This window comes from Diaphorobacter sp. C33 (genome assembly GCF_030503915.1).
Lineage (GTDB): Bacteria > Pseudomonadota > Gammaproteobacteria > Burkholderiales > Burkholderiaceae_C > Diaphorobacter > Diaphorobacter nitroreducens.
Genome location: NZ_CP129980.1, coordinates 1,219,843 through 1,231,761, shown reverse-complemented (window position 1 = coordinate 1,231,761; position 11,919 = coordinate 1,219,843). Strand labels below are relative to the sequence as shown.

9 protein-coding genes are annotated in these 11,919 nt (G+C 70.1%); 6 read left to right on the top strand and 3 right to left on the bottom strand.

The features are described 5' to 3' along the window. Window positions 1-23: 23 nt before the first annotated feature. The 6 genes from QY917_RS05885 (at window position 24) to QY917_RS05860 (ending at window position 8,276) form a co-directional block, all read left to right on the top strand. Window positions 24-731 (top strand): CoA transferase subunit A, encoded by a 708-nt coding sequence (locus QY917_RS05885; protein ID WP_011805209.1) that lies wholly within the window; start codon window positions 24-26, stop codon window positions 729-731. A 3-nt stretch (window positions 732-734) separates the two neighbouring features. Beyond that, window positions 735-1,373 (top strand): 3-oxoacid CoA-transferase subunit B, encoded by a 639-nt coding sequence (locus tag QY917_RS05880; RefSeq protein WP_011805210.1) that lies wholly within the window; start codon window positions 735-737, stop codon window positions 1,371-1,373. Window positions 1,374-1,525: 152 nt separating this feature from the next. Continuing rightward, complete coding sequence (locus tag QY917_RS05875; RefSeq protein WP_123675815.1) at window positions 1,526-2,839, top strand: HD-GYP domain-containing protein; 1,314 nt, start codon at window positions 1,526-1,528, stop codon at window positions 2,837-2,839. A 115-nt stretch (window positions 2,840-2,954) separates the two neighbouring features. Next, entirely contained in the window at window positions 2,955-3,722 is a 768-nt protein-coding gene (imuA, locus tag QY917_RS05870; RefSeq protein ID WP_123675816.1) for a translesion DNA synthesis-associated protein ImuA, read from the top strand. Beyond that, entirely contained in the window at window positions 3,688-5,097 is a 1,410-nt protein-coding gene (locus QY917_RS05865; protein ID WP_123675817.1) for a DNA polymerase Y family protein, read from the top strand. The genes imuA and QY917_RS05865 overlap by 35 nt, the downstream gene beginning before the upstream one ends. After that, entirely contained in the window at window positions 5,094-8,276 is a 3,183-nt protein-coding gene (locus tag QY917_RS05860; protein WP_123675818.1) for an error-prone DNA polymerase, read from the top strand. Before QY917_RS05865 ends, QY917_RS05860 begins: the two co-directional genes overlap by 4 nt. Window positions 8,277-8,339: 63 nt before the next feature. Here QY917_RS05860 and QY917_RS05855 read toward each other — a convergent pair whose 3' ends face one another. The 3 genes from QY917_RS05855 to QY917_RS05845 all read right to left on the bottom strand — a co-directional run bounded on the left by QY917_RS05855 (window position 8,340) and on the right by QY917_RS05845 (window position 11,888). Continuing rightward, window positions 8,340-9,593 carry an SEL1-like repeat protein gene (locus QY917_RS05855; protein ID WP_123675819.1) on the bottom strand — a complete coding sequence of 418 codons (1,254 nt, stop codon included), beginning with the start codon at window positions 9,591-9,593 and terminating at the stop codon, window positions 8,340-8,342. Between the two features lie 35 nt (window positions 9,594-9,628). Further along, complete coding sequence (locus QY917_RS05850; protein ID WP_103738925.1) at window positions 9,629-11,374, bottom strand: DUF4384 domain-containing protein; 1,746 nt, start codon at window positions 11,372-11,374, stop codon at window positions 9,629-9,631. Between the two features lie 94 nt (window positions 11,375-11,468). Next, window positions 11,469-11,888, bottom strand: coding sequence for a hypothetical protein (locus QY917_RS05845; RefSeq protein WP_123675820.1), 420 nt, complete (start codon window positions 11,886-11,888; stop codon window positions 11,469-11,471). Window positions 11,889-11,919 lie beyond the last annotated feature (31 nt).

Genomic DNA, 11,919 nt, shown 5'->3' with positions numbered 1-11,919 from the left:
ACCCAGCAAACCAGGAGACTGTAGTGAACAAGCTTTACCCCTCGGCGGCCGAAGCGCTCAAGGGCGTCGTGGCCGATGGCCAGCTGATGGCCGTTGGCGGTTTCGGCCTGTGCGGCATTCCAGAGGCCTTGATCGATGCGCTGCAGGCCAGCGGCGTGAAGGACCTCACGGTGATTTCCAACAACGCGGGCGTTGACGGCTTCGGCTTGGGCAAGCTGCTGGAGACGCGCCAGATCAAGAAGATGATCAGCTCCTACGTGGGCGAGAACAAGGAGTTCGAGCGCCAGTACCTCGCGGGCGAGCTGGAGCTGGAGTTCACCCCGCAGGGCACGCTGGCCGAGAAGCTGCGCGCCGGCGGCGCGGGCATCCCGGCCTTCTTCACCAAAACCGGCGTGGGCACCATCGTGGCCGAGGGCAAGGAGCTGCGCGAGTTCGACGGCGAGACCTACGTGATGGAACGCTCGCTGGTGCCGCAGGTTTCGCTGGTCAAGGCCCAGCGGGCCGACAAGTCGGGCAATCTGCAGTTCCGCCTGACGGCACGCAACTTCAACCCGGCCGCCGCCATGGCGGGCAAGCTGTGCATCGTCGAGGTGGAGGAGGTGGTGGAGACCGGCGCGCTGGACCCCGACCAGATCCACCTTCCCGGCATCTACGTGCACCGCATCGTGCACAACCCGAACCCCGAGAAGCGCATCGAGAAGCGCACCATCACCGAGAAAGCAGGAGCCTGAACCATGCCGTGGACCCAAGACCAGATGGCGGCCCGCGCCGCGCAAGAACTCGAAGACGGCTTTTACGTCAACTTAGGGATAGGCATTCCCACGCTGGTGGCCAACTTCACCGGCGACAAAGAGGTGTGGCTGCAGTCGGAGAACGGCATGCTGGGCATCGGTGCCTTTCCCACCGAGGACAAGGTGGATGCCGACCTCATCAACGCCGGCAAGCAGACCGTCACCACCATCCCCGGTTCGTCCATCTTCAGTTCGGACCAGTCGTTCGCGATGATCCGCGGCGGCAAGATCAACCTGTCCATCCTGGGCGCCATGCAGGTCAGCGAGAAGGGCGACCTGGCCAACTGGATGATCCCCGGCAAGATGGTCAAGGGCATGGGCGGCGCCATGGACCTGGTGGCCGGTGTCAAGCGCGTGATCGTGCTCATGGAGCATGTGGCGCGCAAGAAGGACGGCACCACCGACCTGAAGATCCTGCCGGCCTGCACGCTGCCGCTGACGGGCGTGGGCGTGGTGGACCGCATCATCACCGACCTGGGCGTGATGGACGTCACCCCCGAAGGCCTGAAACTGGTGGAGTTGGCGCCGGGTGTGAGCTTCGAGGACATCCAGTCCAAGACCGGCGTGCCGCTGCTGCGCTGAGGACAGGCATCCGCCAGGCCGCCATGCGCATGCACGGCGGGGGCGCGGGGCCAAAACTACGGGCCGGGTGGGATCACCCGGCTTTTTTGTCTTTTTGCGCAAGGCAAAGCGCCGTATAGTGCGCGTGACATTTTTTAACATTTCGTCTGCGCATGAACGCACCCGACCTCAGCCCGGCGGCTTTTGCCGACGGAGACAGCCATTACCTGCGTGCCATCACCGACATGGCCGATCGCCGCACCGTGGTCACGCAGGAAGCGCTTTACACCGACCGGGGCATCAAGCTGGTAGACAAGGGCGCGCGCGTGGACAGCCGGCTCTACGACCGCTTGGTCAAGCACAAGCTGCGCGGCAGCATCGACGAGCATCTGGCCATGGACGACATGGTCAGCGTGCAGTCCATCGTGCAACTGGCCGCGTCGCAGTGCGAGCACGACACGCTGGCCTATCTGCTGGTGCACACGCTGGAGGGCATGACCGCCGAGAAGCTGCTCGCGCCCGTGCGCGCCTTGCTGCTGCCGCCGTCCCTGGCCTTCAAGCTCACCGTCATGCGCGAGCAGCATCCGGTGCTGTTCGAGCACAGCGTGCGCATGATGCTGGCGGCCGTGTACCTGGGCATCAAGAGCGGCTGGAGCGACCGCGAATGCGTGCCTCTGGCGACGGCGGCGCTGCTGCACGACATCGGCGTGCTGCACATGGACCCCGTCTGGCACGACCCGGCCAACAAGATGACGGCCGTCGGGCGCCAGCAGCTCATGGCGCACCCCATCACGGCCATGTTGATCATCCGGGGGCAGAACATGTTCCCGCGCGTGGTGGAGCAGGCCGTGCTGGAACACCATGAATGCATGGATGGCAGCGGTTATCCGCGCGGCCTGCAGGGAGACCAGATCTCGCTCATGGGGCAGATCCTGATGGTGGCCGAGGTGGTGGCCGCCTTCTTCGAGAAATACGCCAACGAGGCCGCGGCCCAGCGCCTGTCGCTCACGCTGCGCCTGAACCACCGCAAGTTCCCCGCAGCGCTCATCGCCTGTCTGCTGCCCGTGCTGCAGATACGCGCCGTGCAGACCGATGTACAGGTCACGCCGGCAGATGTGGAGCGGCTCATTGAACAGCTGTCCACGGCCTTCGGCGACTGGGACACCCGCCGCGCCGGGCTGCCGCCAGAGGCGGCGGAATCCGAGGCCTGCGCCTTCGTGGAGCAGCGGCTTTCCGCGCTGCAAAAAACCCTGTTCGAGGCCGGCTCCCATCCCCAGCAGCAGGCAGAGGCCCTGCAATACCTGCAGGGCGATGAACAAGGCTTGGCCGAACTGGCTCTGTTGGGGCGGGAAGCCCTGTGGCAGCTGCAGGGCATCGTGGACGCCACCCACAGCCGCTGGCTCACGCTGGAGCACAGCCCGCAGGCGGGCGACCGTGCGGTCGTGCAGTGGCGCGATGCCTGTGCAGTGCGCTTGGCGCAGCGCTGAAATTCGCTCCCTGACGCACCGCCGGATCAGACGCTAGGCCCTGACGCCGGCCGGGTTGGAGCCACCAACCGCCGATGATTACTGTATATTTGAACAGTATTCATCGGCGGTTCGCATGGCGGCTTTTCTTTCCTCTTCCCTGAACGCGCTGCCCGGCGTCTGGCAGGGCGATGCCTGGGCGCACGCGCCGCAGCCGGCGCTGGCCACGGGCCATGCGCCGCTGGATGCGCAACTGCCCGGTGGGGGGTGGCCGTTGGGGTGCATGAGCGAGTTGCTGCTGCCTCCCCAGGCCCATCCCGAGTGGACCCTGGTGATGCCGGCCCTGGCCGCGCACCTGGCGCAAGGCCCGGGACGCGCGGTACTGGTCACGCCGCCGCTGGAGCCCTTCCTGCCGGCGCTGCAACCCCTGGGGGTTGCCGCCGACCGGCTGTGCTGCATTCACCCGCCCAGCCCGCGTGCGGACATGGCCGCGGCATGGGCTTGCGAGCAGGCGCTGCGTTGCCGCGACGTGCGCGCCGTGCTGGCCTGGCTGCCACAGGTGCCTGCCGCCGTGCTGCGGCGGCTGCAGCTGGCGGCCGCGCAGCACCGCCAGCTGCTGTGGGTGATGCGTCCCGAGCGCTCGCGCGCGCAGGCATCGCCCGCGCCGCTGCGCCTGTGGCTGCAACCGCAGGGCGAGGAGCTGCACGTCCATGTCGTCAAGCGGCGCGGCCCGCCGCTGGCGCAGCCCGTGGCACTGCCCGCACGCACGCCGGTACTGGCCGCGGCGCTGCAGGCACAGGCCCAATGGCGCCGCCAGGTGCAGGCGGCCGCCTGGGGCATGGGGGGCCACACACCGCAGGAGGTGGAGGATGCATTGGCTTGCCTGGCACTTGCCACCCATTGAGGCCACGACCGGGCCCGCCACCGGGTCCGTGATCGGTCTGCCGCCTGCCGCGCAGGGCTGGTGGGCGCTGCGCTTCACGCCGCGCGTGGCCCTTGTGGACGAAGCGCTGCTGCTGGAGGTGAGCGGTACCGAACGCCTGTGGGGCGGGCGCGCCGCTCTGCAAAGCCTGCTGCGTGACCACGCGCCCCCCGGGCCCGAAACCCTGGAGGGCGGGTCTCTCTGGGCCAGTGCGCCCACGGCGCTGCAAGCCCTGGCCCTGCTGCGCCTGCAGCGCCAGGGCCGGCCCGTGCCGCGGCGGCTGCCGCACGATCTGCCGGTTGCCACCCTCTCGGCGCTGCGCCCGCATGCCCAGGCGCTGCAGCAGCTGGGCTGCCGCACCTGGGGCGCCGTGCGTGCGCTGCCGCGCGCCGGGGTGGCGCGGCGCTTCGGCGCCGAACCCCTGGCGGCGCTGGACCGCGCATGGGGCGACGCACCGCATGGCCTGGACTGGATCACGCTGCCCGAGCAGTTCGCGCTGGAGCTCGAACTGCCCGCGCTGGCCGAATCGGCCCCCGCGCTGCTGTGGGCCGGCCAGCGCCTGCTGGATGCACTGCAGGGCTGGCTGCGCGCGCGCCACCAGGGCGTGCAGGCGCTGGAGCTGGCCTGGCGCCATGACCTGCGCCGCATCGACGGCGTGGACCTGCCCCCCTGGCAGAGCCTCACGCTGCGCACGGCCGAGCCGCTGCAGGGCATGGCACACCTGCGCCGCCTGCTGGCCGAGCGCCTGGCGCACCAGCGCCTGGCCGCGCCCGTGAGCCGGCTGGCGCTGCGCAGCCTGCAAACCGCGCCCATGCCACAGGCCAGCGCGGACCTGCTGCCGCCCCAGCCAGGCGACGCGGAGGCGGGGCAGGGCGAGCCCTGGCACCAGTTCGTCGAGCGCCTCTCGGCCCGCCTGGGCGCGGACAGTCTGCGGGTGCCGCGGTCCCAGGCAGACCACCGTCCCGAATGCATGCAACAGTGGCACCCGGCCCTGGCGGCCCGCGCCGCGCCGCCGGCGCCCGCACAGGACTGCACCCTCGCGCCCTTGCTTCCGCCCTGGCTCGTGCGGCCTGCGCGGCCGCTGGCCCTGCGCGGCAGCCGGCCTTGCCTGCACGGCCAGCCGCTGCGCTTGCTGGACGGGCCGCAGCGCGTGGAAACCGGCTGGTGGGAGGCCGCAGCGGATCTGAACGACGACGAGAGCGATGTGCAGGTCAGTGCACACAATGGCGCGCAGGATGGTGGCTCGGCCCTGGTGCGGCGCGACTATTTCATCGCCCACAACGTGGTGGCGGGCACCGTCTGGATCTTCCGCGACCGGGCGACGGGCGGCTGGTTCTTGCAGGGGGTGTACGGATGACGCTGCCCGCCTACGCAGAGCTGCACGCGTTGAGCAACTTCAGCTTTCAGCGCGGCGCCTCGCACCCGCAGGAACTGGTGCAGCGCGCGCACAAACTGGGCTACAGCGCCCTGGCGCTGACCGACGAATGCTCCGTCGCCGGCGTGGTGCGCGCCCATGGCGCGGCGCAGGCGCTGGGCCTGCCGCTCATCGTGGGCAGCGAGTTCTGCTGGGGCGACGTGCGCATCGTGGCACTGGCGCGCGACGTGCAGGGCTGGGGCGACCTGTGCGAATTCATCACCGCCGCGCGCCAGCGTGCCGGCAAGGGCGGCTACCGCGTGGATGCCCAGTCGCCCTGGGCGCTGCTGCAGGGCTGCGAGGTGCTGCTGGCGCCGCGGCGCGAGGCGTTTGTCGATGCTTCTGATTTAATAGCTGTCAGCGCTTGTCTAGAAAGCGTTAGAGGCCTATTTGGCTCTAACTGCTGGCTGGCGGTAGAGCTGCACACCGCACCGGACGACGGCCTGTGGCTGCGCACGCTCACGCAGGCCGGCGCGCAGTTGGGCCTGCCGTTGGTGGCCGCGGGTGACGTGCACATGCACTCGCGCGCGGCCAAGCCGCTGCAGGACGTACTGACCGCCGTGCGCCTGGGCCGCAGCGTGGCCGCGTGCGGCTTCGCTCTGCAGCCGCATGCCGAGAAGCGCCTGCGCCCGCGCAGCCGGCTGGCGGGCCTGTACCCGCCCGCGCTGCTGGCGGCCACGCTGCAGGTGGCGGCGCGCTGCACCTTCAGCCTGAACGAGATCAAGTACCGCTACCCGCTGGAGACCGTGCAGCCCGGCATGACGGCAAGCCAGACGCTGGCCTGCCTCACCTGGGAGGGCGCGCGTGTCCGTTACCCCGATGGCGTGCCAGAAGCGGTGGTGACGCAGGTCGAGAAGGAGCTGGCGCTGATCGCCGAGTGCGGGTACGAGATGTACTTCCTCACGGTGCACGACATCGTGCGCTATGCGCGCAGCCAGGGCATTCTGTGCCAGGGGCGGGGCTCGGCGGCCAACTCGGCGGTGTGTTATTGCCTGGGCATCACGGCGGTGGACCCGCAGAAGACGCGCCTGCTGTTCGAGCGTTTCATCAGCCGCGAACGCAGCGAGCCGCCCGACATCGACGTGGACTTCGAGCACGACCGGCGCGAGACCGTCATCCAGTACATCTACGACAAGTACGGGCGCGAGCGCTCCGCGATCACCGCGGTGGTCATCAGCTACCGCACGCGCAGCGCCCTGCGCGACGTGGGCAAGGCCCTGGGTGTGGCGCCGGCGCTGGTAGATGCGTTCGCCAAGGAGCACCACTGGTTCGACGACGTGCTGGCCACGGAGCACCTGCTGGCGCTGGCCGAGCGCCTGGGCGAGCCGCTGGGCGCGCACACGGCCGCGCTGTGGCTGCAACTGGCGCGCCAGTTGCGCGGCTTTCCGCGCCACCTGAGCCAGCACGTGGGCGGCTTCGTGCTCACCGAGGGCAAGCTCACACGCCTGGTGCCCGTGGAGCCGGCCGCCATGGACGGGCGCTCCATCATCCAGTGGGACAAGGACGATCTGGACGCCATGGGCCTCTTGAAAGTGGACGTGCTGGCGCTGGGCATGCTCAGCGCGCTGCGCCGCTGCCTGGAAATGCGTGCCGCGCTGCGGGGCGAATCATGGGACCTGGCCGACATCCCGCCCGAGGACCCGGCCACTTACGACATGGTCTGCCGCGCTGACACCGTGGGCGTGTTCCAGATCGAGAGCCGCGCGCAGATGAGCATGCTGCCGCGCCTGCAGCCGCGCGAGTTCTACGACCTGGTGGTGCAGGTGGCGATCGTGCGGCCCGGGCCCATCCAGGGCGGCATGGTGCACCCCTACCTGCAGGCGCGCGAGCGCCGGCGCCAGTGGCAGCGCACGAAGCGCGAGGAGCCGTTCCCCATTGAATACCCGAGGCTCGGCAACGCCCTGCGGCGCACGCTGGGCGTGCCCATCTTCCAGGAACAGGTGATGCAGATCGCCATCGACGGCGCGGGCTTCAGCGCGGGCCAGGCCGACGAGCTGCGCCGCTCCATGGCCGCCTGGCGGCGCAAGGGCGAGGTGCACCGCTTCGAGAAGCCCTTCAAGGACGGTCTGTTGGCGAACGGCTACCCGCCGGAATTTGCCGACCGGCTGTTCCAGCAGATCCTGGGCTTTGGCGAATACGGCTTTCCCGAAAGCCATGCCTACAGCTTTGCGCTGTTGGCCTACGCCAGCAGCTGGCTCAAGCGGCACGAGCCCGCGTGCTTCCTGGCCGCGCTGCTCAATGCGCAGCCGCTGGGCTTTTACACACCGGCGCAACTGGTGCAGGACGCGCGCCGCCATGGCGTGCGCGTGCTGCCCATCGACGTGGCGACGAGCGACGTGGACTGCACGCTGGAGGAGCCCCTGGCGCCCGTTGCCGGCGTGTCCTTGGCGCAGCCGGCCGTGCGCCTGGGCCTGCGGCTGGTGGCGGGGCTGGGCGCGGCGGCCGAGCGGCTGGTGCAGGCGCGCGGCAGCGGCCCCTTCGCCAGCACCGAAGACCTGGCCCTGCGCGCGCGGCTGGACCGGCAGGATCTGCAGGCCCTGGCCGCGGCTGATGCGCTGCGCGCGCTGGCGGGCCACCGGCGCCAGCAGATGTGGGACGCCGCGGCCCAGCTGCGCGCTCCGCCGCTGCTACAGGACGCGCCCGTGCATGAGGCCGCCCTGCAGTTGCCCGCCGCACCAGAGGGCGAAGACATCTTGTGGGACTACGCCGCCACGGGCCTGACGCTGCGGCGCCACCCCCTGGCGCTGCTGCGCGAGAAGCTGCAGCGCTGGCGGCTGGCCACGGCGCAGCAGTTGCAATCGGCGCCCCATGGGCGGCGCGTGCGTGCCTGCGGCATCGTCACCGTGCGCCAGCGGCCGGGCTCGGCCAACGGCACGATGTTCGTCACGCTGGAGGACGAGACCGGCTCGGTCAATGTGATCGTGTGGCCCGCGCGGCTGGAGCGCTGGCGCAGCGCGCTGCTGCGCTCGCGCCTGCTAGCGGTGGAGGGCGTGTGGCAGTGCGCCCGCGCACCGGGCGCGGACACGGCCGTGCGCCACCTGGTGGGCGAGCGGTTCAAAGACCTCACGCCGCTACTGGGCCGCCTGGCGCAGGCGCTGGACGGCAGCCGCGACTTCCATTGAGTTTCAAGAGAAATAAGGCTCTGGCGCTTATGTGACAAGCGCTGACAGCTATCAAAACGATAGTCAGCGTGGCCCCACGGGCCGGCCCGAGCGCCATTCCTGTGGAATCAGCGCGTACAGCGGCGTGGGGTCGCGCACGAACAGCTGCGGCGTGGGCGGCGGCTGCAGGGTGAGCACCGAACCCTCGGGCGACAGCTCCATGGTCGAGAGCTGGCGCATCCAGGCCACATCGATCGTGCCGTCGGGCGCGGGGCGCGAGTAGATCAGCTCCAGCATGCGCTTGGCGGGTCGGCTGCCGCTGGCGGCGGCGATCTGGTACAGGCGGATGGCTTCGGTGTAATTGGACGGCACGCCGTCGCCGCGGTGGTAGCGGCGCGCCTGCGCCAGCCATTCGTCGGCCGTGTGCGGGGCGGGCTGTGCGCTGATGGTCTGCTCCATGCGGCTGGCCAGCAGCCGGGCATTGGAGGCTGCCGCGGGCGAGCGCGGCGCCGCCGCGCGGAACTGTGCCAGCGCATCGGGCAGGCGCGCTGCGGCGATCTGACGCAGGCCCAGTTCGTTGAGCGCCTGGGCACTGCCGGCCTGGGCGGCGCGCTGCAGCAGGGCTGCGTGTCCGTTCTCCTGCGGGGGGGCATCTGGCGCGCGCGGTGCTGCGGCGGAAAGCGGCAGCGGGGCCAGGCGCTCCTGCGCCCACCATTCCAGCAGCAGCGCCAGCGGCGCGTCCACCGCACGCAACTGGGCGATCCACGGGCGCGCGGCCGCAGGTTGCGGCGGGCCCACGCAGCCATCGATTTCGCACCAGGCCAGGCCGGCGCTGGCGTGGGGCTCACCCAGCGCGCGGGCGCGCTCGAACCAGTACCGCGCCTGCGTGCGGTCCAGGGGCACGCGCTCGCCGTGCAGGTACAGCAGGCCCAGGACCCAGGCGCTGCGCGCGGCGGCCTTTTCCGCTGCGCTGCCCTTGCGCGCTGGCGCCAGGGCCGTGGCGCGCAACCGGCGCAACTGCGCCATGGTGGCCTCGTCCTCGGGCTGGGGCAGGCGCAACGGTTCGGCCTGGGGTTGGCCGGAGGGCTGGATGCGCGGCACGCTGGAGGAACCAGATGGCTCGATCAGCGGGGCCGCGGGCTGCACCGCCGGCGGCGTGAAGTCGCCGCCGCCCTGGCTGGGCTGGATGGCGGGCTGCGGCAGCGCTTCGATGCGCGCTTGGGCCGGAGCCAGCAGCGTGCACGCCAGGAGCAGCACGGCCGGCAGGGCCAGTCGTCTGCCGCCGGGCGGCAGGGTGGCACCGGCCCGGGGCGCGAAAGGGCGGAGCAGGGGCGTCATGGCGGCGTCCTGGCGAGGTGGGGCGGGCCGCGCCCTCAGCGCTTGGCGGGCTGCGGGGCGGCAGGTGCGGCCGCCGCGGGCTGGGTTTTCTTGGGCTGGGTCTTCCAGTACACCTCGGACTTCACGTAGCCACTGGTGCCCACGCCCTGCTGGAAGGCCTTGTCGATGTCCTCGATGGTGCGGTAGCCGGGAATGTTGACCAGCCCTGCGCCTTGCAGTGGCGCGGGCAGCCGGGGCAGCACGTCGGTTTCGGCGGCAAAGCAGGCCACGCGCTCGGTGCCAGGGCGGCTCGCGTCCATGATGAAGGCCGGGTTGGGCACCAGCCAGTCGGGCAGTCGCAGCGCCTGGTTCGCCGCCACCAGCGAATGCGGCGTGACCTGGTTGGGCGTGAGTCGCATGACGTTGCCCGAGGGGTCGGCAAAGTAGCAGTACATGTGTGAGGTGCGCGACACGGTGGCCGACACGAACACCTGCTCGCCGACTTCGAAAGTGGGCTCCATGCCCGGGGGCAGCGCATTCTCGATCTGCATGTCGATGCGCCGTGGCGGGGGCGTGGTGGAGGTGAGCACGAGGCCCGAGGTGCGCACGGGCGTGGAATCCCCTTTGTTCTCGGCCATGCTGCCGGTGGGGCCCGACGGGCCCCAGCCCACCCGTTGCAGGGAGCCGTCGGGTGCCAACGTCACGAAGTGGCGCATCGCGCGCTCGTAGGTGGAGAAGTCCAGCACGCCAGTGGGCACCAGCAGGCTGTCGATCTGGAACTGCGTGAGCGCGGTGCGCAGCGCAGGCGAGTCCAGCGCCAGCAGGTCGGTGCCCGCCTGCAGGTAGCCCTGGGCGATCAGCGAGTTCTGCACCAGCGTGGCCTGGCCTACGCCGCCGCTTTCGTCGAACCAGTCGCGCATCTGGCGCTGAAAATCGGGATGCGTTTGTTCCAGCGTCAGGCACTGCCAGTAGGGCACGCGTGCCCACTTGCCCACGAGCTCGATGGTGGCCAGGTCAATCAGCGTGCGCATGGCGCCGCCGGCGCCCAGCGCGTAGTCGCGCCCCACGTTGAAGTTGACGCCGTAGCTGCCGATGCGCCCGGCCACGTCCAGGCCCTGGCTGCCGCTGCCGATCACCACCTCATTGGCTGAGTCCAGTCCGGGAATCAGCGTGCGCGTGCGAAAGTCCCCCAGGTGCATCTCCAGCCCGATCACGGTGGCCGAGCGGTTGCGGCTGTAGCCTGTGTCCAGCCGGCTGGCGGAGGTGCCGGCGTCGAAGCGGTTGGTGGCCACGTTCTGGTCCACGAACGCAATGGCACCCGACACGTACAGCGCGGGGCGCTGCAGTTGCATGAGGTTGTTGTTGAGCAAGATGGTGGTGAGGTTCTGCACCGTATCCTGGCGGACGATGTCGACTTCGTAGTCCACGTAGCGGAAGGCGTTGGACAGCCGCGACATCTGCGACAGGGAGGTGATGATCATGTCTTTGGCAGCAACGGGCACGCGGCTGGAATAGTCGATGACCTGCTTGCTGGTGATGAGCGTGGTGGGCACCTGCGCGGCGCGCAACATGTGGTCCATGCACATCAGCGAATCCGAGAAGCTGGAGACCGAGCGCGTCGGGCGCACGACGGGGCGGTCCGTCGTATAAGCCGCCTGCTGCAGCGATGCGTCCTTGCGAGGGTCTAGCGGCGTTGTGCAGGCGCTGAGCAGTAGAGCACCCGCCAGCATCAGCCAGGCAGCGCCACGGCGTGGGGCGCCGTTGCGGCCGGGACCGCGGGGAAGTGTGGTTGCGGTGTTCATGGCAAAGCCCTCTCGTCTTCGCGTTATCCAACCCTCTGGCGCGGCCGAGCAGGCGCGCGGCGCATGCCCGGCCGCGCCCGCACGCTGGTGGCCATCACCAGCAGATATTGACCAGATCCCCTCGCAGCACCACCACCTGGTCGGCGCCGGGCTTGCCGGTGCCACCCGAGGCCGCGGTGCCGAAGTTGCTGCCCACGGATTGCGAGCACACGACCTTGGAGCCTTGCGTGTTCACCGCGTTGACGACGTCCTTTTCGGTCACGATGCCCGTGGTGTCGCCAGAGAACGCCTTGGCCACGTAACGGGTCAGGCGCGCCTGCTGCCAGGCGGGCAGGCCGGTGTCGTGGTTGATGTAGCCGGAGCGCGGCGCAGAAGGCAACGGCTGCATCTGCACATTGACCTTCTTGTCCAGCACCACCGGGTCTTCACCTGGCGCGGCCCAGGCGGGCACCGTGGCGCAGAAGGCCAGGGCTGCCGTGGCGGGCGCCAGGAAGCGTGTTGCGCGACTGAGCATGGCGAATCTCCTCAAGCAACCTGCACAAAAA

Excerpts from the sequence above, each read along its gene's own strand:
- QY917_RS05875 (WP_123675815.1), top strand. The coding sequence starts at position 1,526 with ATGAACGCACCCGACCTCAGCCCGGCGGCTTTTGCCGACGGAGACAGC.
- QY917_RS05855 (WP_123675819.1), bottom strand. The coding sequence starts at position 9,593 with ATGACGCCCCTGCTCCGCCCTTTCGCGCCCCGGGCCGGTGCCACCCTG.
- QY917_RS05880 (WP_011805210.1), top strand. The coding sequence starts at position 735 with ATGCCGTGGACCCAAGACCAGATGGCGGCCCGCGCCGCGCAAGAACTC.
- QY917_RS05850 (WP_103738925.1), bottom strand. The coding sequence starts at position 11,374 with ATGAACACCGCAACCACACTTCCCCGCGGTCCCGGCCGCAACGGCGCC.
- QY917_RS05865 (WP_123675817.1), top strand. The coding sequence starts at position 3,688 with ATGCATTGGCTTGCCTGGCACTTGCCACCCATTGAGGCCACGACCGGG.
- QY917_RS05860 (WP_123675818.1), top strand. The coding sequence starts at position 5,094 with ATGACGCTGCCCGCCTACGCAGAGCTGCACGCGTTGAGCAACTTCAGC.
- imuA (WP_123675816.1), top strand. The coding sequence starts at position 2,955 with ATGGCGGCTTTTCTTTCCTCTTCCCTGAACGCGCTGCCCGGCGTCTGG.
- QY917_RS05845 (WP_123675820.1), bottom strand. The coding sequence starts at position 11,888 with ATGCTCAGTCGCGCAACACGCTTCCTGGCGCCCGCCACGGCAGCCCTG.